16 protein-coding genes are annotated in these 22934 nt (G+C 73.1%); 5 read left to right on the top strand and 11 right to left on the bottom strand.

What is annotated here, in order from left to right; translation table 11 throughout:
• Nucleotides 1-7: 7 nt before the first annotated feature.
• Complete coding sequence (locus ACFZBD_RS01215; RefSeq protein WP_391133337.1) at nucleotides 8-2620, bottom strand: SpoIIE family protein phosphatase; 2613 nt, start codon at nucleotides 2618-2620, stop codon at nucleotides 8-10.
• Nucleotides 2621-2784: 164 nt separating this feature from the next.
• Between ACFZBD_RS01215 and ACFZBD_RS01210 the strand changes: the two genes are divergently transcribed.
• From ACFZBD_RS01210 to ACFZBD_RS01200, 3 genes are all read left to right on the top strand, one after another.
• Complete coding sequence (locus ACFZBD_RS01210) at nucleotides 2785-3072, top strand: hypothetical protein (protein WP_391133334.1); 288 nt, start codon at nucleotides 2785-2787, stop codon at nucleotides 3070-3072.
• A gap of 158 nt (nucleotides 3073-3230) precedes the next feature.
• On the top strand, nucleotides 3231-4520 hold the full coding sequence (locus tag ACFZBD_RS01205; RefSeq protein ID WP_391133331.1) for a ricin-type beta-trefoil lectin domain protein: 1290 nt from the start codon (nucleotides 3231-3233) through the stop codon (nucleotides 4518-4520).
• Nucleotides 4521-4705: 185 nt separating this feature from the next.
• Complete coding sequence (locus ACFZBD_RS01200; protein WP_391133328.1) at nucleotides 4706-6100, top strand: ROK family protein; 1395 nt, start codon at nucleotides 4706-4708, stop codon at nucleotides 6098-6100.
• Nucleotides 6101-6227: 127 nt separating this feature from the next.
• Here ACFZBD_RS01200 and ACFZBD_RS01195 read toward each other — a convergent pair whose 3' ends face one another.
• The gene (locus ACFZBD_RS01195; protein ID WP_391133325.1) at nucleotides 6228-7592 is read right to left on the bottom strand and encodes an ATP-binding cassette domain-containing protein; all 1365 of its coding nucleotides are present in this window, start codon (nucleotides 7590-7592) and stop codon (nucleotides 6228-6230) included.
• 279 nt (nucleotides 7593-7871) lie between these two features.
• Here ACFZBD_RS01195 and ACFZBD_RS01190 point away from each other — a divergent pair, with 279 nt between their 5' ends.
• Nucleotides 7872-8759 (top strand): hypothetical protein, encoded by an 888-nt coding sequence (locus tag ACFZBD_RS01190; protein ID WP_391133322.1) that lies wholly within the window; start codon nucleotides 7872-7874, stop codon nucleotides 8757-8759.
• An 88-nt stretch (nucleotides 8760-8847) separates the two neighbouring features.
• Nucleotides 8848-9114 carry a hypothetical protein gene (locus tag ACFZBD_RS01185; RefSeq protein WP_391133319.1) on the top strand — a complete coding sequence of 89 codons (267 nt, stop codon included), beginning with the start codon at nucleotides 8848-8850 and terminating at the stop codon, nucleotides 9112-9114.
• A gap of 49 nt (nucleotides 9115-9163) precedes the next feature.
• Here ACFZBD_RS01185 and ACFZBD_RS01180 read toward each other — a convergent pair whose 3' ends face one another.
• The 9 genes from ACFZBD_RS01180 to ACFZBD_RS01140 form a co-directional block, all read right to left on the bottom strand.
• Nucleotides 9164-10942, bottom strand: a complete 1779-nt coding sequence (locus ACFZBD_RS01180; RefSeq protein ID WP_391133316.1) for a glycoside hydrolase family 6 protein — start codon at nucleotides 10940-10942, stop codon at nucleotides 9164-9166.
• Nucleotides 10939-12498, bottom strand: a complete 1560-nt coding sequence (locus ACFZBD_RS01175) for a cellulase family glycosylhydrolase (protein WP_391133313.1) — start codon at nucleotides 12496-12498, stop codon at nucleotides 10939-10941. The genes ACFZBD_RS01180 and ACFZBD_RS01175 overlap by 4 nt, the downstream gene beginning before the upstream one ends.
• Nucleotides 12499-12860: 362 nt before the next feature.
• Nucleotides 12861-15806: a glycoside hydrolase family 2 TIM barrel-domain containing protein gene (locus ACFZBD_RS01170; RefSeq protein ID WP_391133310.1), complete on the bottom strand. Its 2946-nt coding sequence runs from the start codon at nucleotides 15804-15806 to the stop codon at nucleotides 12861-12863.
• A gap of 260 nt (nucleotides 15807-16066) precedes the next feature.
• Complete coding sequence (locus tag ACFZBD_RS01165) at nucleotides 16067-17347, bottom strand: polysaccharide lyase family 1 protein (RefSeq protein ID WP_391133307.1); 1281 nt, start codon at nucleotides 17345-17347, stop codon at nucleotides 16067-16069.
• Between the two features lie 113 nt (nucleotides 17348-17460).
• Nucleotides 17461-18801, bottom strand: coding sequence for an extracellular solute-binding protein (locus ACFZBD_RS01160; protein ID WP_391133304.1), 1341 nt, complete (start codon nucleotides 18799-18801; stop codon nucleotides 17461-17463).
• 188 nt (nucleotides 18802-18989) lie between these two features.
• Complete coding sequence (locus ACFZBD_RS01155) at nucleotides 18990-19829, bottom strand: DUF6807 family protein (protein ID WP_391133301.1); 840 nt, start codon at nucleotides 19827-19829, stop codon at nucleotides 18990-18992.
• Nucleotides 19826-21073, bottom strand: coding sequence for a Gfo/Idh/MocA family oxidoreductase (locus ACFZBD_RS01150; RefSeq protein ID WP_391133298.1), 1248 nt, complete (start codon nucleotides 21071-21073; stop codon nucleotides 19826-19828). Before ACFZBD_RS01150 ends, ACFZBD_RS01155 begins: the two co-directional genes overlap by 4 nt.
• On the bottom strand, nucleotides 21070-21939 hold the full coding sequence (locus ACFZBD_RS01145; RefSeq protein WP_391135848.1) for an ABC transporter permease subunit: 870 nt from the start codon (nucleotides 21937-21939) through the stop codon (nucleotides 21070-21072). Before ACFZBD_RS01145 ends, ACFZBD_RS01150 begins: the two co-directional genes overlap by 4 nt.
• Before the next feature lie 44 nt (nucleotides 21940-21983).
• Nucleotides 21984-22910 (bottom strand): ABC transporter permease subunit, encoded by a 927-nt coding sequence (locus ACFZBD_RS01140; protein WP_391133295.1) that lies wholly within the window; start codon nucleotides 22908-22910, stop codon nucleotides 21984-21986.
• Nucleotides 22911-22934: the final 24 nt, after the last annotated feature.

Here is a 22934-nt window from a genome sequence, read left to right as displayed (position 1 = left end):
GTGCCCCTCAGGCCTGCCGTGCCCAACGGGCGGCCAGCAGCAGGGCGATGTCGTCCGGGCGGTCCGTGGCGCGGCGGGCGTCGCGGATCAGGCGGTCCGCCGTCTCCGCGAGCGGGGCGGAGCCCGTGGCCGAGAACGTACGGCGCAGCCGTTCCACGCCCTCGTCGATGTCGTGGCCCGGCTGCTCCACGAGGCCGTCCGTGAACAGGGCCAGGACCGCGCCCGGCGCGAGCCGTAGGTCGTTGAGCGGGTACGTCGCGTCGGTGTCGATGCCGAGGACCAGCCCGCCCGTGAGGTCCAGGACCTCCGTCTCGCCGTCCGGGTGACGCACCAGGGGCTGGGGATGTCCGGCCCGCACGGCCTGGGTCGCACCGGTCCGCGGGTCGAGGACGATGTAGCAACAGCTCGCGAACTGCCCGGGGTCGAGGGCGATCAGCAGCCGGTTGGTGCCCTGCACCACCTCCTGCGGCGGATGCCCTCCGATCGCGAACGCCCTTACGGCGCTGCGCAGTTGTCCCATCGTGGCGGCCGCGGCCACCCCGTGCCCCTGAACGTCGCCGACCACCAGCGCCAGTTGTCCCTGCGGCGTCTCGATCACGTCGTACCAGTCCCCGCCGACGTCCATGCCCTGCGTGCCGGGCAGATAGCGGGCCACCGTGTCGACCTGGTCGAGCACGGGGAGGCGGTGGGGGAGCAGGGCGTCCTGCAGACCGCGGGCCAGCGCGGACTCGGAGTCGTAACGCCGGGCCCGTTCGAGCGCCTGGGCGATGAGCCCGGCGAGCGCCGTCAGGACGGTGCGCTCCTCCGGGCTGAAACCGCGCGGCCGGTCGAAGCCGAGGATGCACGAGCCGACGGGCCGGCCGGAGGCGATGAGCGGCAGGAAGGCCCTGGCCCCCGTATCCGCGTCCAGGGGAAGGTCCGGATAGGCCGTACGGAGCTGGTCCATCGACTCGTAGAAGAGCGGGCGGCCGCTCGTGAGCGTCTCCACGCCCGGCAGCCGGGCGTGCAGACCGACGCCGTCGAACGGCTCGAGGAAGCCGGGCGGGAAACCGGTCTCCCACGCCAGATAGAGGTGGCGCTCGCTCAGCAGATAGATCGCGAGCTGGCGGCCGCCGAAGGCGGGGAGCAGCTCGTCGGTGACCACCGCCGACACCTGCCGTGCGGTGACGGCCTCGGTCAGCGCGATCGCCAGCGCCACCGGCCGGTACAGCGCCGAGGCACGGTCGGCCGGGGAGCCGAAGCCCATGTCCGGCCGGGTCACGGAGGCGGGCTGGTAGCTGGGGTCCTCCTCGGGGAGCAGGACCAGTGTCACCCCGTCGTGGCCGGGATAGAGCGAGACGGAGAGCCATTCCCCCTCGGAGGGGTGGGCGAGGAAGTGCACCGCCTCGTCCGAGAGCAGCGCCGCGCGGAGCTGTTCCTCGTGGGCGGGGTGGTCGAACCAGGGGAAGATCTCCGTGAGGGGCCGCCCGGCCAGCGCCGAGCGGGGGCGGCCCACGAGGTCCTCGGTGCGGTGGTTGATGTACGTGATCCGTCCGAGGCGGTCGATGGCGAGGATGGCGCGGGGGAGCCGGTCGGTGGCGTCCGAGCCGACCAGGCCGGTGCCCAGGTCGACGAGCGAGCCGGTCAGCCGCCCGCCGCCCTCGCCGGGCACGACGACGGCCCCCGGCTCACTGCCCAAGGCGCCGTCTTCCGGCCGGGAGGCGGTGCCTGCGGCGGGCCCCGGCGCGGCGCGGGCGGAGACCTCCAGCAGGTGCAGCCCCCCGTCAGGACCCCGCAGCCGGATCCGGCGGGCCACCGGGGCGCCGGACTCGGCGGCCCGGCGGGCGATGGTCCAGAGGGCGTACGTGTCCGCCGGGTCGAGGCGGGCCGTGAGCGCCTCGATCGTCCCGGGGAAAGGCGCGTCGTCGCCGAGGATCGCCCGCAGGCCGTCGTCGGCGGTGACCCGGCCCGAGTCCAGGTCCCAGTCGAAGTAGCCGATCCGGATGGGCGGCGCGCCGGACGACGGGAGCTGGACGCAGACGGGTTCCACCGCCCACTCCACCGACGTCCCGTCGGCGGCCAGTTCCGCGAGCGCCCCGCCGAGCCGGCGGGCCTCCTGGGCCAGCCGCCCCCGGTCGCGGGCGTTGACGGGCACGCCGGGGCTCGGCGGACGCAGCACCACCAGCACCCCGATCCGTTCACGGCCGCTGACGACCGGCGCGTAGAGGGAGGCGAAGGGGAACGGGAGGCTCGCCACGAGCTGGGGGAAGAGCCGCATGGCCTCTTCCGCGTCGGCCAGGTGCACCGGCTGCCCCGAACGGTAGGCCTCGGCGACGGGGAACGGGCGGTTCACGTGCATGCGCCACCACGGGCGGAACAGGCCGCTCGGAAGCCCCGCGAGGACCGCGAGCCGCAGCAGACCGGGCGTACCCGACCGCAGGTACACACCGCCCGCGTAGCCGCCGAGCGCTTCGATCGTCCGCAGGGCGGCCTCGGCCAGCGTCAGCGACAGCGCGCCCATCTCCGGCCCGCCGACGCTCGCTGTCCGGGCCGCGTCCTCGGCCTCGGCCGACGACTCGGGGCCGGCCGCACCGTACGACGTCACACCCTCAGCATGCTCCCCGGCCGACGAGCCCCGCATCTCGGCGGCCCGGCGCGCGGGGCCGTCCGCCCCATCGCCCGGAACGCACGGACGGGATCCGTTCCGGCGGCCGGCCGACGCCGGGGGAGGAGACCTCGTCCTGTCGTCGCCGCGGGGGGCGGCCCATGGGGGAGCATGGAGGGCGGAGCGGGAAGGCGGGTGCCATGGACGCGAGCGTGCTGACGGCGGCGATCGCCGCGACGGCGCTCGTCTGCCGTGCGGCGTTTCTGGAGTGGCGCGATCCGGGCGCCGGCCGGCGCGTCTGGTCCTTCGTCCGGGACCGGCGGGCGCTCGGCGCCGGGCTGGCCGCGGCCGTCCTCCTCGGCGCCGTCGGCTGGAGCCGCGCCGGAGCGGACGCGCTCGTCTGGGCGGTGCTCACCGGAGTCATCGTCGCGTCGCTGACGGCGGGCAGGCGGCAGCCCGGCGAGCGGGGCGGCCCGCCGGAGAGCTGACCGACGCAACAGTCGTTGCCAAGCCCCTTGACGCACGACTTAACTCACTCCTTGAATCATGTGTGCAACAAAGGAGCGGAGACAGGTGACGTCTCCGCAGCAGAATGTCATGGGCATGGCATCCCGTGTCCTCCCCCCACCCAACGGAAGCGAGAGTCATGCGCTCCTCCCGCACACCACGGCGCGCGCTCTGGTCGGCCCTGACGGCGGTGACGGTCCTCGCCGTCGCCGCCCTGGGGCTCGACATGCCGGACGCCGACACGGATCCGCCCCTCGCCTCGGCGCGGGCGGCCGTCGCCCCCGTCGCACAGACCGCCGCCGTCACCTTCGCCGACGAGTTCGACGGCCCGGCGGGCGCGGCCGTGGACGGCGGCCGATGGCAGACGGAGACCGGCGACAACGTCAACAACCACGAGCGGCAGTACTACACCGCCGGCAACCGCAACGCCGCGCTCGACGGCCAGGGCCACCTCGTGATCACCGCCCGCAAGGAGAATCCCGGCAACTACTCCTGCTGGTACGGCCGGTGCGAGTACACCTCCGCCCGCCTCAACACGGCCGGCAAGTTCACCGCCCAGTACGGCAGGGTCGAGGCGCGGATGAAGGTGCCGCGCGGCCAGGGCATGTGGCCCGCCTTCTGGATGCTGGGCCACGACCTCGGCCAGGTCGGATGGCCGGCCTCGGGCGAGATCGACATCATGGAGAACGTCGGCTTCGAACCGTCCACGGTCCACGGGACGCTCCACGGCCCGGGCTACTCCGGAAGCGGTGGCATCGGAGCCGGCTACACCCTGCCGGGCGGGCAGGCCTTCGCCGACGCCTTCCACACCTTCGCCGTCGACTGGGCGCCCGGCCGGATCACCTGGTCCGTCGACGGAGCCGTCTACCAGACCCGCACGCCCGCAGACCTCGGCGGCCGCTCCTGGGTCTTCGACAAGCCGTTCTTCCTGATCCTCAACCTCGCGGTCGGGGGTTACTGGCCCGGCGACCCGGACGGCTCCACCGCCTTCCCGCAGCAGCTCGTCGTCGACCACGTCCGCGTCACCACCGCCGACGGCCCCACCGGCGGCGGACCCATCACCGGCCTCGGCGGCAAGTGCGTGGACGTCGCCGGCGCGAACCCCGCGAACGGCACGGCCGTGCAGCTCTACGACTGCAACGGCACCGCGGCCCAGCGGTGGACCGTCGGCGCGGACGGCACCGTCCGCGCGCTCGGCAAGTGCCTCGACGTCGCCTCCGGCGGCACCGCCGACGGAACCGCCGTCCAGCTCTGGGACTGCAACGGCTCCGCCGCGCAGCGATGGGTCGCCAACGCGGCCCGGGACATCGTCAACCCGCAGGCCGACAAGTGCCTGGACGCGACGGGCAACAGCTCCGCCAACGGCACCCGGCTGCAGATCTGGACCTGCGGCGGTGGCGCGAACCAGAAATGGACGGTGACCCGCTGAGCCGGCGGGCCGGCGGCGGATGACCCGGACCAGATGAGCCCGGGCCCGGCCCGGAAGCGACCCTTCCGGGCCGGGCAGGCCGATCACGGCTTAACTTATCGTCTGACCCCATCCCCCGGATCAGGCGCGCGTCAGGAGTCACGCGGCGGTATGTTGCGTACAGGAACGTGACGACAGGGGGCAGGGTGACACAGCGCAGTGGCCGTACGGTGCGTGACCTGCGGCGCGAGAACCGCACCGCCGTACTGCAACGCCTGTACTTCGACGGGCCCCTGAGCCGCTTCTCGCTCGGCCCGGTCACGGGCCTGAGCTCGGGTTCCGTGAGCAACGTGGTGGCCGAACTGGTCGCCGAGGGGCTGGTGGAGGAGGCCGGCAGCGTCGACTCCGCCGGTGGCCGCCCCCGCACCCTGCTCCGCATCCGGCCGGACAGCGGCTACATGATCGGCGTCGACGTCGGCGAGACCCGGATTCGGGTGGAGCTCTTCGACCTGGCCCTCACGGAGCTCGCGCGGGTGGAGAGACCGCTCGCGACCGAGGGCCCGCGGGGCACCGACCGCTACGACGTCGGGGTCGTCGTCGGCCATCTCCGCGAGGGCATCGCCGAGGTCCTGGAGCGGGCCGGCATCGCGGCGGAGGCCCTGCTCGGCGTCGGCGTCGGCGTCCCGGGCATCGTCGCCAGGACGCCGGAGGACGGCGCCGTGGTGCACGGCCAGACCATCGGCTGGGACGGCGTGCCGCTGGAGCGCCTGCTCCGCGCGTCCGGACTGCTCCCCGACAGCGTGCCGTACTACATCGACAACGGCGCCAAGACGCTCGGACAGGCGGAGATGTGGTTCGGCGCCGGGCGCGGCGCCCGCAACGCCGTGGTCGTGCTCTTCGGCTCCGGCGTCGGCGCCTGTGTCGTCTCCGACGACATGCGCCCCGGCCGCGCCGTGGAGTGGGGGCACCTGACCGTACGGGTACGGGGGCGGCGGTGCCGCTGCGGCGCCCAGGGCTGCCTGGAGGCGTACGCCGGAGCCGAAGCGCTCCTGGAACGGTGGGCGGAGGCGGGCGGACGGCCTCCGGCCGGCGTGGACGAGGAGACCGCGCTGACCGCGATGCTCGCCGCCGCGTACCCGGATCAGACCGGGGGCCCCGGAACCGAGCACGGGCCCGGCACCGGACAGGGCGCCGAGCACGGACCCGGCACCGGACAGGGCGCCGACCGTACGGCGCGCGAGGCCGATGCCACCGCGCTGGCCGTCCTGGAGGAGACCGCCGAGTACCTGGGCGCCGGGTTCTCCGACCTGATCAACCTCTTCCAGCCCGAGCGGATCCTCGTCGGAGGGTGGGCCGGACTCCAGCTCGGCTCCCGCTTCCTCGACTCCGTCCGTACCCACGCCACCGCCTACGCCCTCGCCTACCCGGCCGCCCATGTGCGGATCGACCTCGGCACCCTGGGGCCGGACGCCGTGACGGTCGGCGCCGCGATCCTGCCGCTCACCGACTTCTTCGGGCGCGGCGGCCGCCGCGCCGAGACGGACCCCGAGGAGCCCACCCCGGCCTGGCGCGCGACCCTGGAGGAGCGCACCGCGCCCTGAGACTCTGGACCGGGCCCTGGTCCTGGCCCCCTGCCCCGTCCGGATGCGCGCGGGGATACGGACCGCACCGGCGCCCCGGCCCCCGGCTGCCGAGCCCCGGCCGCCGCCACCGGAGCCCTGGACGCCGTCACTCCTCCAGGCCCGGCAGGCCGTCCGGGGCCGGGCAGACGCGGCGGCCGCCGTGGTCGAACACGTACAGCTGCGCCAGATCGACCAGCAGCGGAATCTGCGCCCCCACCCGCACGCGGACGTGCGGGCCCGTCCGCACCACGAGGTCGCTGCGGCCGAACACCCGCCGCTCCGCCGAGGCCGGTGTCTCCGGGAGCCCGGACTCCGGGGCGGTGGCCTCGGCGACGTCCGGCCCGGCGTCAGGCCGCGAAGACAGGGCCGCCGCGTGCTGCCGCAGACGGGAGAGGACGTTCCGCCGCGGCGGGCGACGGCGCCGTCCGGCGGCCGGCCGGGGGCGGGGCGCCTCCAGCTCGGCCACCACCGCCGGCTGCGAACCCGTGTTCACATGAACCAACGCCTCGTGGCCCTGGTACTCCACGTGCTCGACGATCCCGGTCAGCGCCACCTCACCCGGCCGGGCCTGGCTCGGCGGGGCGATCCGCACCGCCTCCGAGCGCAGCCCGACGATGATCCGGCGCCCCTGCTGGATGCGGAGCAACTGATGGTCGGAGCTGAGCGGTTCCGGCAGGACGAGGCGCTGCCGGCCGAGGTCGATCGACATCCGGGCGTCCAGCGGCGCGTGCACCACGGCCTGCAGCAGACTGATGCGCGGAGTGCCGATGAACGCGGCGACGAAGACGTTCGCGGGCAGGGCGTACGTCTCGCGCGGGGTGCTGATCTGCTGGAGCACACCGCCCCGCATCACGGCCACCCGGTGACCCAGGGACATCGCCTCGGACTGGTCGTGGGTCACGTACACCGTCGTCACGCCCAGCTCGGCGGTCAGGCGGGCGATCTCGGCGCGGAGGTGGCTGCGCAGCTTGGCGTCGAGGCTGGACAGCGGCTCGTCCATCAGGAAGACGGACGGCTGCCGGGAGATCGCCCGGCCCATCGCGACCCGCTGCCGTTCGCCGCCCGACAGCTGCCCGGGGAACCGGTCGAGGAGGTCCTCGATGGCGAGCATCCGGGCGGTCGCCTCCACCTGCGGGGCGTGGTCCCCACGCGGATCCCGCAGCTTGAGGGGGAAGCCGATGTTGGCCCGGCCGGTCATGTTCGGATACAGCGCGAAGCTTTGGAAGACCATGGCGATATCCCGCTCGCGGGGCGGTACGTCGTTGGCGTACTCCCCGTCGAGCAGCAGCTCCCCCTCGGTGATGTCCTCCAGACCGGCGATCATGCGCAGCACCGTGGACTTGCCGCAGCCGGACGGCCCCAGCAGCACCAGGAACTCACCCGGTCGGACGGTGAGGGAAACCCGTTCGACGGCCAGGGAGTCGCGCCCGTATCTCTTGCTGACTTCGCGCAGTGCGATGGCACGGCTCATGGCGATCCGCCCGGGGAGAGGAGAAGGGTGCAGGGATGTGACGCCAGAAGCTAGCCGACGAATGCCCTCCAGGGAACGCCTTGCGCCAAGATCGGGAGAAGCGGGCCGGGAAAGGGCAAGAGATGAACCGGCCAATCAACTCCCGCCGCTCGCATGGGAGTTGCCGCTCTCTGACGAGCGCGTTCCGGGGCGGGGCGCGAGCCGGTGCCCGCCGCCCCGAGCCGGGGCGCCCGCGCTCCCCGGCGGGCGGCGGAGCGCCGCATCGACGACAGTGGGGGCGTGGACGTGGATGTGGACGAGGTCGCCTCGGAGCTGTACGGGCTGCTGCCCGCGGAGTTCACCGCCGCCCGGAACGCCGCCGTCGCCCGGGCCCGCACCGCGGGGGACGCCGACGCGGCGCGGCGGATCGCCGACCTGCGCAAGCCCACGCTCGCGGCCTGGGCCTCCACCCTCCTCGTACGGCACAGGCCGGAGGAGACCGAGGGGTTGCTCCAGCTCGGCCGGGCGCTCAGGGAGGCCCACCGGAACCTGGACGGCCCACGCCTCAAAGAGCTCGGCCACCAGCAGCACGCCGTCCTGGCGGCGCTCGCCAGGCAGGCCCGGGACCTCGCCGCCGAGGCCGGCCAGCCGGTGAGCGAGACCGTGGTGCGGGAGATCGAGGAGATCGTGCGCGCCGTCGTCGCCGACGAGGCGGTGGCGGAGCAGTGGTCCTCGGGAGTCCTGGAGAAGGCCCCGCAGGCCAGGGTCGGCTTCACCGGCCTTGAACCCGGGCCTGCCGCCGTGCCGAGCCCGCCGGAGCGTGGCGGGACCGCCCGTCCGGAGCAGCCCCAGGACCGGCGGAAGAAGACGGTGAGGGAACGGGAGAGCGAGCGGCGGGAGAGCGCCCGGGAGGAGGAACGGAGGAAGGAGGCGGAGCTGGCGGCGGCCCGGCGGGAGACGGAGCGGCGCGACAAGGAGCTGCGGCGGGCCGAGGAGAGCCGGCGGACGGCCGACCGGCGTCTGTCCCAGGCGGAGGACCGCCTCGCCGATCTGGAACGGCGCCGCCGCGAGGCCGAACAGGCCCGGGACCGGGCACGCGACGACGCCGCAACGGCCGAATGCCGGGCCGCGGAGGCCGGACGGGCCGCACAGGCCGCGCGGGAGAAGCTGGAGCGCCTCGGGAGCTAGGTCGTGCCTTGTCGATCAGGCCGGGGTCGCGCCGCTCGGTGCGCGACGGGCCGGGCGATTGTCAGTGGTGGATGCGATGCTGCCGGGTATGGACGAGCTGATGAGAGGCCGTGTGTACGGCGCCGACCACGACGACCCCGACCCGGGGCCCAGGCCGGGGCGCGACTACCGGGAACTGGTGGCCGGGCCCCTGGACGGACTGCTCCTCGACGTCACCGGCTGGACCCCGGCGCAGCTCCGGGAGCCGGCCGCCCTGGCGACCGAGATAGGGACGTACGGCCCCGGTGGCCGCGCCCAGTACGGCCCGCGCGATGGCGACCCGCTGCACTGGGACTGGGAGGGCGACGTCCGCTGAGACGCGCCCGCCGGCCCCCGGCCCTGGCGGGACCGGGGGCCGGGTGCCGTCACAGCGCCGGGTGGGCGTTCTTCAGCAGCTCCTGGAATTGGGCGGAGAACCACCGGCCCGAGATCGGAGCGTCGGGCAGCGCGCCCGACATGCTGTTGCCGTTGCGCGCGTTCCCGGTGTAGGTCGGATCGCACATCCGGTCGAAGCCCTTGCCCTCGTCGTTCGGGATCTCCTTGCTCGCCCCGTCCGACTCGCCCGGCGGCTTCATCCACACGTACGCGTCGATCCCGGCGGCCGGTGCGGCCTGGGGCCGTTCGCCGAGGCCCGCCCCCGACTGGTTGCACCAGTTCCCGAGGTGGATCCGCCGGTCGTAGCGCCCCCCGTCGACGTACGTGTCGACCGAGGTGCGCGCGCCCGGAGCGGTCGGCCGCGCGGTGCCGCCCCAGCCGTTGCGGGAGGTGTCGATCAGCATGCCGAGCCTCTGATCGAAGCCGAGCGAGACCAGCTTGTCGCGCATCGCCTGGGCGTAGGACAGCTCGTCGACGTAGCGGTTCCAGTCGACCCACTTCGACTGGCGCACCGAGACCCCGTTGACGGAGTCGCCGATGCCGAAGTGGTTCTCCTTCAGCGCGCTGTAGTTGGCGGTGTTCACGATGAAGCCGTGGACGTGGCCGACCGTGGCGCCCTCGGCGGTCGCCGCCTGTTTGAACAGTTCGGCGGAGGCGCCGAAGTTGTCGTCCCAGCCCAGCCAGCCGTGGTGGCCGGCGTCGACGTAGTTGTAGACGTTGGCGATCGAGCCGAGCTTGTTCAGCGCGTAGCCGACGCCCTTGACGTAGTTGCCGTTGGCCTTCATCACGTCGCAGTTCGGGGTGGCCGTGGGGCGCCCGGAGACGTTGGTGACCAGGTTGGGCAGGGAGTCGATCTCGACCGTGGTGACGATCCGCAGCCCCGCGTACTTGGGGTCGGCGAGGACGGCGGCGATCGGGTCGATGTACTGCGTCTTGTACCGGTCGATCTCGGTCGGGCCCAGCTCGCCGTTGGACGCGAGCGCGGCACAGTCCCGCCCCGGCAGGTTGTAGATCACCAGCTGGACGACCAGCTCACCGCCGCCCTTCTGCGCCAGGGCGGCGTCGAGGTGGTCGCGCAGGCCCATGCCGCCGTTCGCGCCGCCGATGGCGGCGATGCGGTCGAGCCAGACACCGGTGGGCTGGTTCGAGACCTTCGTCCCGCCGGGCTCGGCGGCGGCCTTCGCCGACCACTCGGGGTTCACGTACACCCGTGCGCCCGCGTACGGGTTGTCGGCCTTGCCGCCGGCCGGCGGCGGTGTCGTGGGCGGGGTGGTCGGGGGAGTGGTGGGCGTGTCGGTCGGCGGGGTGGCGCCGTTGCAGGTGACGCCGTTCAGCCGGAACGTCGCCGGCACCGCGTTCGTACCGCTGTACGACCCGTTGAAGCCGAAGGAGGCCGAACCGCCCGTGGTTAAGGAGCCGTTGTAGGACAGGCTCTTCGCGGTGACGGCCGCCCCGGACTGGGTGATGGCGGCGTTCCAGCCCTGGGTGACCTTCTGGTCGCCGGCGTAAGACCACTCCAGGGTCCACGAGGCCACCGGGTCACCGGTGTTGGTGACGACGACGTCCGCGCCGAAGCCGGTGTTCCACTGGTGGGTGATCCGGTAGTCGACCGTGCAGCCCGCGGCCGCGGCGCCGGCGGTGGAGGTCATCACGGTCGCCGTCGCGCCGGTCGCCGTGATCAGTCCGACGGCCGCGAACAGGGCGCTGCGGCCGGAGGTCCGACGGGCCGCGCGGCCGGTCGTGGTGGTGCGGAGGCTTGTGCGGCTCATGTCCGGAGTGCCTTTCCGTTCAGGGCGCGCAGACGGTCGCGCAGCCCGATGCCGAATGAGGTGGGTGTGCCGTCGTACGACGTGATCAGGGCCGGTCCCGATGAGCAGTTCCAGGTGTTCCAGGTCCAGCCGAGATACGAGAGGGAGCGGTCGTCGAACCACTTCATGACCCGGTCGATGAAGCCGTGACCGCAGGTGTTCTCACCGATCTCGCCCGCCACCAGGGGGACGCGGGCGGCGACGGGGGCGAGGGCGCCGTCCCAGCACGCCTCGGTGACACAGGCGTTGAAGTTGTACACGTGCCAGGCCGCGGCGAGATTGCCCGCGGGGTCGGTGGGGGCGTGGGCGAGCCACTGGCTCAGGTCGTTGGAGTACGCGATGCCGGGCACCAGGACGAGGTTGCGGGCCCCGGTCGCGCGGACAGCGTCCAGCAGGTCCTGCATTCCGGCGACCTCGTAGCCGATGCCCGGGCAGGTGCCGCCGTCACGCCAGCAGGTCCAGGCCTGGCCGGCGGTGGGGGTCGCCCGGTCCGGGTAGGGCTCGTTGAACAGGTCGAAGACCACCCGGCGGTCGTTCTTGAAGGTCTCCGCGACCGAGGTCCAGAACGCCGGTGTGTACCGGGCGCCGGGCATCGGCTTCTGACAGGAGGCGTGGACGTCGGAGCAGCCCGCCGAGTTGCCGGTGTACAGGCCGTGGGTCCAGTGCAGCTCGACGATCGGCGTCATGCCGTGGGCGAGGACGCGTCCGACGAGCCCCTTGACGGCGTCGATGTAGGCGGCGCCGCGGTAGGCGGGGTCAATGTTGTCCAGACCCAGCCAGCACTCCTCGTTGAGGGGGATGCGGACGGTGTCGGCCTCCCACTCCGCGATGGCGCGGACCGAGGCGTCGTCGACGGGGCCGTCGAAGATGCCGTGGCCCTGGACGCACATGAACTCGCCGCCGGACCGGTTGACTCCGAGGAGCCGGCGGGGCGCGCCGTTCTGGTCGACGAGGCGGTTGCCTGCCACGCTCAGCTCCGGCGCGCCGGGGACGGGAGCCGGCGGATCGGGCGGATCCGTGGGGTCGGTGGGGTCAGGGGGATTCGGGGTGGGTGTCGGGGTCGGTGGGGGAGTGGGGTCGGTCGGGTCGGGGCCCGGAGCGACGGCGCAGGCCGATCCGTTGAGCGTGAAGGCCGTGGGCGTGGTGTTGCCGCCCGACCAGCTCGCGAGGAAGCCGGCCGTGACGCGCGCGCCGGTGCCGAGCGAACCGTTCCAGCTCTCGTTGGCCGCCGTGGCCCGGGCGCCGGACTGGGTCCACTTCGCGCCCCAGCCCTGGCTCACCCGCTGGCCGGCCGGTAAGTCGAAGCCGAGGCTCCAACCGTTCAGCGGCGTACTGCCGTTGGTGACGGTCACCGAACCCTGGAAGCCGCCGGCCCATTGGCCGACGACGGCGTACTCGACCGTGCAGGACGGCGCGGCCCCTGCTCCGGAGGCCGTACCGGCCACGGCGAACGCGGTGCTCGCCATCGTGAGCGCCGCTCCGGCGAGCAGCGCGGACAGACGTGGGGGATGTCGCATGAGCGACTCCTTGCAGCGAGGGCGCGTCGATCACGACGCGCCGACTGACGGAATCGCTCCCACTGGTGGGGCCAGACCGTAGCGGCAACCGCCGCCACGCAAAAGAGGGTGCGGAGAAGTTCCCGGTCCGATGCGTTCGACTCTTCACGCACCTTGACGCCCTCGCGTCCCGTCTGCACAGTGGGAGCGCTCCCACTGGTTCAGAGCTTGCGCACTTCTCTCCGCACGCCCCTTTTCCGAGCCGCGAGGAGAACCCCTCTCATGCCCTCTCGTCCGACCCGCGGACCGCGCGGACCAGGCAGAACACCCGGAGTGCGCCCCCTGCCGGCGGCGGCGCGGGCCGTCTCATCGTCGGCGGCGGGTCACACGGCGGGCCGGTCGAGCGCCGTGAAGGTGAAGGAGAACGTGGCGGGGGCGGCGAGCAGCCGGTGCGGGGGCAGCACGCCCGGGCCGCAGGAGCCCGAGCCGATCCCCTGCTGGGCATGGTCGAGCCGAAGCCAGACGGTGTCTCCGGGGACGAGATCGCTCCGGTGCTGCGCCGCGTCGAGCTGCTCGTCGGTCCAGCGGCGCGCGGCGAACCAGAACGCGGGATCGCCCTCCACCCGCAGTCCGCCGTGCTCCCCGCTCAGGTCGAGCCACCGGGTGTCGGCCCGGGCGCCGTTCTCCTGCGGACGGACGTACGGCGTGTGGAGCCCGTCCACGGTGGTCTCCCAGCGGCCGAGCCGGGCGGCGGCGCGGGTATCCGGGTAGGCCTCGCCCGGGCCGGCGCCGAACCAGGTGACCCGGTCCAGGGCGGCCGGCAGGCCGAGCCGGACCCCGAGCCGGGGGAGGGGCAACGGCCAGTCGCCCTCGGGGACGACGCGGACCGTGAGCCGCAGCCGGGTCCCGTCGGAGGTCCAGCGGTACGCGGTGGCGAGCCCCGCGTCCAGGGCGGCGGGCGCCACCCGGGTCCGTACCGTCAGCCCCTCCCCGTCCGTCTCCACCGCGTCGACGCGGTGCCGCATCCGGTGCAGTCCCGCCTCGCGCCACCGCGCTCCGTAACACTCGTCCGGCTTCCACCACGCGCCGTTGTCGTTGTCGGTCGGCGCCCGCCAGACGTCGAGGCGCAGTCCGCGTACGGGGATGCCCGCGAGGGAGAGCGGTTCGCCCGTCCGGGCGTCGAAGGACGCCGGGCCGAGCGTGATGAGCCCCGAGGCGCCCGGCCGCGCCCCGAGCACCTCGCGCCGGGCCACGGCCGGTGCGGGGAGCGGGAGTTGACCCCAGGCGATCTCGTGGCCCGCGGGGGCCCAGGCGGTGTCGGCGGCGAGCAGCGCCTGTACCGTCCAGGTCCGCTCCCTCCGCCCCTCCCCGTCTCCGTCGTGCGCGGGCGGAGCGGGCAGGGCGACCTCGGCGCTCTCCCCGGGGGCGAGGGCGGGCACGGCCAGCGGCCCGTCGGCGACGGTCACTCCGTCCACCAGGTACGACCAGGTGAAGGAGAGCCCGGAGAGGTCGACGACGTCGTACAGATTGGTGATCCGCACGGATCCGCCATACGAGTCGACGCCCGAGCCGCCGCCGGCACCACCCCCGTCGGCCTTCGAACCGCCCCCGGCCGGCTCGATGCGCACCGGCTCGATCACCTTCTTGTACTCGACCAGGCCGGGCGACGGGGTCCGGTCGGGGAACAGCAGCCCGTCGCAGACGAAGTTGCCGTCGTGCAGCTCCTCGCCGAAGTCGCCGCCGTAGCCGTAGCCGTACTCGGGATGGGCGAGGCCGTGGTCGATCCACTCCCAGACGAAGCCGCCCTGGCAGCGTTCGTACCGCTCGAAGAGCCGCTGGTACTCGGAGAGGCCGCCGGGCCCGTTGCCCATGGCGTGCGCGTACTCGCAGAGGATGAAGGGGAGCGCGCGCCGGGCCTCGGGGCCTTCGTCCTCCCGGCGGCCGATCTCCTCGACCTCGGCGTGCGAGGCGTACATCCGGGAGTACAGGTCCGTGTCCGCGCAGGACCGGTCGCCTTCGTAGTGGAGGGGCCGTGACGGATCGCGGTCGCGGATCCACGCCGCCATCGCGGTCAGCCCCGCGCCGGTCCCGCACTCGTTGCCGAGCGACCAGATGATCACCGAGGCGTGGTTCTTGTCGCGCTCCACCGTCCGGGCCGCCCGGTCGAGCAGCGCCGGGGTCCAGGAGTCGTCGGCCACCGGATTGCCCCGCCAGCCGAACCGCTGGAAGCCGTGCGTCTCCAGATCGCACTCGTCGATCACCCACGGGCCGTACTCGTCGCACAGGTCCAGGAAGGCGGGATGCGGCGGATAGTGCGAGGTGCGCACCGCGTTGATGTTGTGCCGCTTCATCAGCTCCACGTCCTGGCGCATGGTCGCCAGGTCGAGGCTCCGGCCGGTCTCCGGGTGGAACTCGTGCCGGTTCACCCCGCGGAAGAGGATCCGGCGGCCGTTTACCGTGAGGACTCCGTCCTCGACCAGGACCGTCCGGAACCCGACGCGCAGACGGACGCGTTCGCCGCCGACGGCCAGCTCGCCGTCGTAGAGGCGGGGCGACTCCGCGGACCACGGCTCGACCGCCACCGTCACCGCGTCACCGGTCGCCCCGTCGACGCCCAGCTCCGGCACGACGACCCGCCCCGGCACGTCGCTCTCCACGCGCAGGGTGCCCGTGGCGGTGGTGTGGTCGTACGAGGCGTGCACGAAGAAGTCCCCGACGGCGCCCTCGGGGCGGTGGTGCAGAGTGACGTCCCGGAAGATGCCCGGCAGCCACCACTGGTCCTGGTCCTCCAGATACGAGCCGGATGACCACTGGTGGACCCGGACGGCGAGCACGTTGCCCCGAGGCTTCAGCAGCGCCCCGACCGCGAACTCGTGCGGCAGCCGGGAGCCCTTGAACGTGCCCAGCTCCTCGCCGTTGAGCCACACCCGCGCCGCGGACTCCACGCCGTCGAAGCGCAGCACGGCACCACCCGCCTCCGGCCAGCCGTCCGGGAGGTCGAAGCGGCGCAGATGATCGCCGGTGGGGTTCTCGCCGGGGACGCGGGGCGGGTCGACCGGGAAGGGATAGAGGATGTTGGTGTACGCGGGGGAGCCGCGGTCCTTGCCCTGGAGCACCCAGTGGCCGGGGACCGCGATCTCGTCCCAGCCGCCGGAGTCGTACCCCTCGGCGGCGGAGGAGGTGTCCTCGGCGTCGGCGGCGGGGGAGAGCCGGAAGGCCCATGTCCCGTTCAGCGAGAGGGAGACGGCGTCCGAGCGGGCGTACCAGGCGCGGGGCGGCAGGCAGCCGCGGCCGGGGGAGACGTCTTCGTACCAGGGCAGGGAGGACATGAAGCTCCTGCGGGAGAGGACGGAGAGGACGGAGAGGACACGGAGGACGGCATCCCGTCCATCCCATCCTGACGACTTCCTCCGCACAACCCCGTCGGCGCGCCGGACTGTTGGACTCTTCGCGGCCGGGTTGGACCCTTCCCGACGTGGGCCGATCCCGGCCGGACGCCGGACACAGGATGCCGGACGCCGAACCCGGCCGGACGCCGGACGCCGGACGCCGGGCCCCGGGGCCGCCCGCTGCCCGGGGGCCCGGGGGATCAGCGCAGCCGGCCCGCGCCCGCGCGGTGCCCGACCAGGGCCGGCACGGCCCTCGGGTGATCGACCCGGGTGCGGAGCACCGGCGTCCAGCCGGCGTCCCCGCGCAGGGCCTCGTCCGGGAACTCCGCGTTGTGGACGGCCAACAGGTCGACGGGCCGGCCGTTGACGTGATTGTCCGCGGTCGTGACCGGGGAGTCCTTCCACTTCTTCAGGATCTTCCCGGCGCCGACGCCCGCCGGCACCGTGAACGCGTTCTTCTCGGCGACGAGCCGGGACTCCTGTCCGACACCGAGGCTGTACTGGTATCCGGCCGCCGGCACGACGAAGTGGTTGTTGTACGCGTCGACCTTGCCGAAGCGGACGCGCGGCGCCCGTTCGATCACGTTCTCGAAGAGGTTGTGGTGCAGCGTGACCCGCAGCCTGTCCCGGTCGGTCGCACCCGCGCTGTCGCTGTTGCCGATCATCAGGGTCTTGTCGTGGTCGGCGAAGACGTTCCAGGAGACGGTCACGAGGTCGGCGCCGCGCACCACGTCCAGTTCGCCGTCGTGCTGCTGGTAGACCTCGCCGTAGTACGACGGCAGCGAACTGTCCGGGTGCGCGCCGTCCGTGAACGTGTTGTGGTCGATCCACACGTGCGTGGAGCCGTACACGACCATGCTGTCGTACTCGGAGTTCCAAGCGCCGGTCGCGCCGTCCGTCGGATCCCACTGCGGGAAGCAGTCGAGCGGGCTCTCCAGCGTCAGGTTCCGGACCACCACGTTGTCGACGCCCTGGATCTGCAGACTCCCGCCGGTGATCCCGGCGTTCCGGCCGATGCCGATGATCGTGGTGTCGGCGGGGACGTACGCCTTGATCGCCTGGGCCTGCGCCTCGGCGGAGGCCGCCCGCCGTTCCTCCTGCGGGCCGCTCACCGGCGTGTCGTACCCCCAGACGGCCGGGTCGTAGTCGGCGAGGTATCGGTCGAAGTCGTATCCGGCGGCCTCGAAGGCCGGGCATCCGGCGGCGGTCGCGTCCAGCGTCCCCCTGACCTTGACGATCCTCGGGCCGGTGCCGGGGGCGGCGAGCGCGGCCCGCAGCTGCTCCCAGGTGGTGACGGTGAAGACCCGGGAGGGGGCGGCTTCGGCGCCGCCGCTGGTCCCGGCGCCCTCGGAGGCCCATCCGTCCCCGGCGGGGAGGCTCTGCCGGGCCGGATCCGGCCCGGTGTGCGCCGTGGCGGCGGGACCGGTGACGGTCAGGGCGAGGGCGGTCGCGCCCACGGCCCACAGGTGTGTCTGTCTCACGGGTCAGCTCTCCTTGGGTTCGGGCCAGGTGATGCATCCGGCGGGGGCCGCGGCAGGGGCGGGCGTGAGGCCCGCCCCGGCCGCGATCACCCCACGGCGTGCGGGGTCCGGCGTCACTTCTTCTGCGCCTTCCACTCGGCCTGCGCCGCGTTCAGCTGCTCGGCCAGGCCGTCCAGGAACTCCTTGGCCGTGGCCTTGCCCAGCAGCAGCTTCTGGAAGGCGGGCTCGTTGTCGGCCTTGGAGATGGTGTTCCAGTCCGGCAGGTAGTACGGCAGCTGCACGATGGCGGCCTTGCCGCCGAAGAGGACGTCGGCGGCGAGCTTCGTCGGCTCGGCCTTCCGGATCCAGGCGTCCTCGGCCGCGTCGGTGTGGGCCGGGATGGCGCCGGCCGACTCGTTCCACTTGCTGTTCGAGGCGTGCGAGGCGGCGAACTCGATGAACTTCCAGGCCGCGGCCTTGTTCCTGCTCGACGAGAACAGCCCCAGGCCGTCGACGGGGTGGGAGACCTGGACCCGGGTGCCGTCGTCCTTCGTCGGGTTCGGGATGCCCCGGAACTTCGCCGTGCCGAGGGCCTTCACATGGTCCTTGTACGATCCCAGGTTGTGGTTCAGCATGCCGATCTCGCCGCTGTCCCACTGCGCGACCATCTTGGTGAAGTCGTTGTTGACGTCCGCCGCCGGGGTGTTCTTCTTGAACAGACCGGCGTACTTCTCCAGCGCGGCCACGTTCGCGGGGTCGTTGACCGTGGTCGTGTCGCCGTTCCAGAAGCTCGTGATGCCGCTCTGGCCGTACATGGCGTCCAGGGCCTGGGCGATGGAGCCGGAGCCGCCGCGGATGGTGTAGCCGAACCTGTTCCGGTCCTTGGCCGTGAGCTTGTCGGCGGCGGCGTAGAACGCCGACCAGGTGGTGGGCTCCGCCAGGCCCGCGGCGGCGAAGAGGTCGGTGCGGTAGTAGAGGACGCCGTTGCTCGCCGAGGTCGGGACGGTGAAGAGCCTGCCCTGGCCGCCCGCCGACTTCACGCTCTCGACCATGCCCGCGTTCAGCTTGCCCCGGAGCGAGCTGCCCTCGATCCGGGCGTCCAGCGGCTCCAGGGCGTTCTGGGCGGCGATCCCGGCGAGCATCGCCGCTCCGACACCACCGACGTCCGGCAGGCCGCCGCCCTGGATGGCCGTGTCGTACTTGGACTGCACCTCGGTGGAGGCGATCCCGACGTACGTCACCCCGATGTCGGGGTTCTGCTTCTCGAAGTCCTCGATGATCTCCTTCCAGACGTCGGTGCGGACACCGCCGTTGTTGTCCCAGAAGGTGATCTCTCCCTTGCCCGAACCCTCGCCGCCCTTGTCGCCGCCCGCTCCGCTGCCGTCGTCTCCGCAGGCGGCGGCGGTCAGGGCGAGCACGGTCGTCAGGGCGAGGGCGCGGACGGCTCGGCGCCGTCCGCCACGGGGAATGGTCATCGTCGGCTCTCTTCTCTCGGGTCCTGCACGGGACTTGCGGGGGTGGTGCCGGGGGGTCTTCAGGCGTGGGGGAGTACGGGAGGTACGGCTCGGGAGGGTGACGGGCGACGGTCAGGGGGTGCCGGGACCGCGGTGGCCGCTCGTGGCGGGAGCCGTCCCGGGGGTGCGCGTCCTGCCCCGGGCGTCGCTCACGCGGTGACCGCCTCGCGGACCAGCGCCGCGGCCTCGGAGCGGCCCAGGCGGCCGTCGGCGACCACGGTGACCACCCGGCGTACGACGCTTCCGCCGGCCTCCACCGTCAGCCGCCGGTCAGGGGCCAGCGAGGAGCCGACCCCCGGATACTCGGCGGCCCGGACGAACCACGGATCACGCCGGGTCCGCTCCGTCGCCCCGGCGAACACCAGCGTCCAGCCCGCACCCGCCAGCGCCACCCAGTCGGAGCACGCACCGTGCACCGCCTCCTCGCCGATCGCGTCGGCGCTGAACACGGCCGGCGCGGCCGCCTCCTTCGGCGCGCGCCAGAAGAAGCCGCCGTAGGCCGCGCCCGGGCGCCCGTTGGTCGCCGGGCTGCCCACCGACAGGTCCGCGCCCGAGACGTTGGTGAGGGAGAACGCGACGTCCAGCGCCCACGCCGGGCCGGTCAGCGCCGCCACGGCCACCGTCCGGTGCTCCCGCAACAGCACGCGGTCCGCCGCCGTCCAGCTCAACACCTGCGCGAATCCGCCCGGATCGCGTCGGACGAATCCGTCGTGCCGCTGCACGCCGTGGTTGTCGAGCACCGTCGGGCCCCGGTCGCGGACGAAGGTGCGCCCGCCCCAGAAGTTGTGTCCCGCCACGTCGGCCACGGCCAGGCCCGCCCCGAGGTGGTGCGGATGGTCCGCGGGCAGCAGCTCGGTGACCCGGACCCCCGCCAGGGTGGTGACGGGGTGCAGATATGGCCGGGGCGCGTGGTCGGCCGACAGCTCGGGCTCAGTGACATAGCGGGCGACCGGACGGCCGGCGCAGCGCAGGACGAGCGCGGGGTTCATCGGACCTCCGCCGCGGCCGCGAGCGCCCAGGGGGCGCCGAGTTCGGAGTAGAGGCCGAGGGTGTCGGCGCTCCGCCCGACGAGGGCGTCGATGCCGGCGACGACCCGGCGCGGCCCGTTCTCCCCGGCCTCGGCGCGCCAGTACGCCTCCGGCAACGGCACGGGGTCGGGGGCCAGCCGGATCGCCTCCACCACCCGCATGAAGGCACCGGTGTCCTCGGGCGGCACGCACAGCGCCTCGCCCCGGGTCACGTGCGTTATCAGGTTCTCCAGCAGGTCGGTGCGGCCGTGGACGGTCTCCTCCGGGCCGTGGCCGCCCCGCTGGAGCAGCACCCGGTCCTGCTTGTACCAGAACGTGATCCGGCCCCGGCTGCCGTGGACGAGGACGTACGGTTCCGACGCCGTCTCGGCGCACAGCGTCGCCGCCACCGTCACCCGGACGCCCCGGGCCGTCACGACCCGCACGCACGAGGTGTCGTCGGCCTCGATCGCGTGGGCGCGCAGCAGCTCCGTCTCGATGCGCTCCACCTCCTCCGCCCGGGTGCTCCCGGCGAGCGCGAGCGCCGTCGCGACGGCGTGCGCCAGCGGATTGGTGAGCGCCCCGTCGACGACGTCGGCCCCGTCCAGGCGCCGCCGCCCCGACCACGGCGCGCGCCGGAAGTACGCCTCGTCACGGACCCAGGCCCCGGCCGCGCCGATGCCGAGGAGTTCGCCGATGGCGCCCTCGGCCACCAGTCGCCGGATCGCGGGGACGGCGTGCGACCCCATCGACTGGAAGCCGATCTGGCAGGCGACCCCCGCCGCCGCCACCCCGTCCGCCATCCGCCGGAACTCCGCGAACGACGGGGCCGGCGGCTTCTCCAGGAGCACGTGGGCGCCTCGGCGGGCGGCGGTCAGCGCCAGGTCGGTGTGGGTCTGGATCGGCGTGCAGACCACCGCGATCCGCGCCCCGGTGGAGGCCAGGAGCGCGTCGAGGTCGGCGGACTGCTCCGGCCCAGCGGAGCTCCGGGCGTCCGGCGCGCCCGACTCCCGCGACCGCGGCGCGCCGGAGTCGAGCGGCCCCGCCGCGTCCCGCAGCTCCGCCGCGTCGAGCGGCCGGGGCTCGCAGATCCCGGCCAGCCGGACGAGCCCGAGCCCTTCCAGACGGCGGATGTTGCGCAGGTGCCAGCGGCCGTGGCCGCGCGCGCCGGCCAGGACCAGGGGGAGGGGAGCGGACGCGGGTGCGGGCCCGGAGGTGGCGTTCATCCCTTCACCGCCCCCGCGCTGAACCCGGTGACCAGCCACTTCTGGATGAAGGCGAACACGATCACGACGGGCACGGCCGCGATGACACCACCGGCGGCAAGCGCCCCCAGGTCGACGCTGTCGGCGCCCATGAGGGTGTTGAGGCCCACCGGGATCGTCTGCTTCTCCTGGCTGCTGAGGAACATCAGCGCGAAGAGGAAGTGGTTCCAGGCATGGACGAAGGCGAAGGAGCCGACGGCGACCAGGCCAGGGCGCAGCAGCGGCAGTACCACGATGCGGAACGCCGCGAAACGACCGCAGCCGTCGACCCAGGCGGCCTCCTCCAGGGAGTACGGCACGTTCCTGATGAAGCCGCTGATGAGGATCATCGACAGCGGGAGCTGGAAGACGGTCTCCGCGATGATGACGCTGCCCAGCGAGTTGATCATCCGTAGATTGGCGAAGATCTGGAACAACGGGACCAGCAGCAGCGCGCCCGGGACGAACTGGGAGCAGAGCAGGGCCAGCATGAAGCCCTTCTTGATCCGGAAGTCGAAGCGCGCCAGGGCGTAGCCACCGGCCAGGGCGACCACGGTGGTCATCACCAGAGTCGCCACGCCGATGAGCAGACTGTTCTGGAAGAAGGTGGCGAAGCCGCGCTCGGTCCACACCTTCTCGAAGTGCTCGGTGGTCATCGGCCAGGGCACGAGCGAGGTCGAGCCGGCCGGGCGGAGGGCGAAGAGCAGGATCCAGTAGAAGGGGATCAGGGTGAAGAGGAGATACACGCCGAGCGGGAGGTAGATCTGCCAGCGCGGGGCCTCGTCCCAGGCGCGGCGCCGCCGGCGGGAGGCGGGCGCCGGGGTGCGCGGCGGCGGACCTCCCGGCACCGTCGCGGGCGCGGTCGGCGCGGTCAACGTGTGTTCCGGGGCCGTCACTTGCTCTCGCCTCCGAACTTGCTCAGGCGCAGATAGACCATCGAGCAGAAGAGAAGGATCACGAACGCGACCGTGGTGAGCGCGGAGGCGTAGCCGAAGTTGTGCGCGTCGACGCTGGTGTTGGCGATGTACAGCGGCAGCGTGGTCGTCTCGCCGGCCGGGCCGCCGCCGGTCAGGGTGTAGAGCAGGTCCACGTTGTTGAACTCCCACACCGCCCGCAGCAGGGTGGAGAGGACGATCGCGTCCTTCAGGTGCGGCAGCGTGATGTGGAGGAACTGCCGCAGCCTGCCCGCACCGTCGACCTCGGCCGCCTCGTACAGGTCCTTCGGCACGGACTGCAGATCGGCGAGGATGAGGATCGCGAAGAACGGCACCCCTCGCCACAGGTCGGCGACGACCACGGCGGGGAAGACGGTGGCCGTGTCGGACAGCCAGGACGTGCCGTACTCCCCGATCCCCAGGTCCGCGAGGTAACGGGTCACACCTGTCTGGGAGTTGTAGAGCAGCACCCAGATGGCGGAGGTCAGGACGCCGGAGACGGCCCACGGCGAGAAGACCAGGGCGCGGCCCACGGCACGGCCGACGAAGGTCTGGTTGACGATCAGCGCGAGGGCCAGGCCGAACAGCAGCTGCAGGGTCACCTCCACGACGACCCACTTGAGGCTGAAGCTCAGCGTGCCCCAGAAGTGCGGGTCGTCGGTGAAGACGCGGACGAAGTTGTCCCAGCCGGCGAAGCCGTTGCGCCAGGGCTTGGTGGGGTTGTAGTGCTGAAGGCTGTAGAAGAAGACGCTGATGACGGGATAGGCGATGAAGCCCAGCATCAGCAGCCCGGCGGGGGCGATGAGCAGATACGGAAGTCGGCGGGGCGCCGCGCCGGTGCGGCGGCTGGGTGCCTTGGGGGGCGGGGTCACGGCTGTGGCCATGACGGCGGCTCCGTTCTCGGGCGC

Origin of the sequence: Streptomyces sp. NPDC008121, from assembly GCF_042957155.1 — a bacterium.
Classification (GTDB): domain Bacteria; phylum Actinomycetota; class Actinomycetes; order Streptomycetales; family Streptomycetaceae; genus Streptomyces.
The sequence above is the reverse complement of the archived record's forward strand: the minus strand, read 5'-3'. Positions and strand labels throughout refer to the sequence as shown.

Excerpts from the sequence above, each read along its gene's own strand:
- ACFZBD_RS01140 (WP_391133295.1), bottom strand. The coding sequence starts at position 22,910 with ATGGCCACAGCCGTGACCCCGCCCCCCAAGGCACCCAGCCGCCGCACC.
- ACFZBD_RS01195 (WP_391133325.1), bottom strand. The coding sequence starts at position 7,592 with ATGAGCCGTGCCATCGCACTGCGCGAAGTCAGCAAGAGATACGGGCGC.
- ACFZBD_RS01205 (WP_391133331.1), top strand. The coding sequence starts at position 3,231 with ATGCGCTCCTCCCGCACACCACGGCGCGCGCTCTGGTCGGCCCTGACG.
- ACFZBD_RS01185 (WP_391133319.1), top strand. The coding sequence starts at position 8,848 with ATGGACGAGCTGATGAGAGGCCGTGTGTACGGCGCCGACCACGACGAC.
- ACFZBD_RS01170 (WP_391133310.1), bottom strand. The coding sequence starts at position 15,806 with ATGTCCTCCCTGCCCTGGTACGAAGACGTCTCCCCCGGCCGCGGCTGC.
- ACFZBD_RS01155 (WP_391133301.1), bottom strand. The coding sequence starts at position 19,829 with ATGAACCCCGCGCTCGTCCTGCGCTGCGCCGGCCGTCCGGTCGCCCGC.
- ACFZBD_RS01210 (WP_391133334.1), top strand. The coding sequence starts at position 2,785 with ATGGACGCGAGCGTGCTGACGGCGGCGATCGCCGCGACGGCGCTCGTC.
- ACFZBD_RS01150 (WP_391133298.1), bottom strand. The coding sequence starts at position 21,073 with ATGAACGCCACCTCCGGGCCCGCACCCGCGTCCGCTCCCCTCCCCCTG.
- ACFZBD_RS01215 (WP_391133337.1), bottom strand. The coding sequence starts at position 2,620 with ATGCGGGGCTCGTCGGCCGGGGAGCATGCTGAGGGTGTGACGTCGTAC.
- ACFZBD_RS01175 (WP_391133313.1), bottom strand. The coding sequence starts at position 12,498 with ATGCGACATCCCCCACGTCTGTCCGCGCTGCTCGCCGGAGCGGCGCTC.
- ACFZBD_RS01180 (WP_391133316.1), bottom strand. The coding sequence starts at position 10,942 with ATGAGCCGCACAAGCCTCCGCACCACCACGACCGGCCGCGCGGCCCGT.
- ACFZBD_RS01160 (WP_391133304.1), bottom strand. The coding sequence starts at position 18,801 with ATGACCATTCCCCGTGGCGGACGGCGCCGAGCCGTCCGCGCCCTCGCC.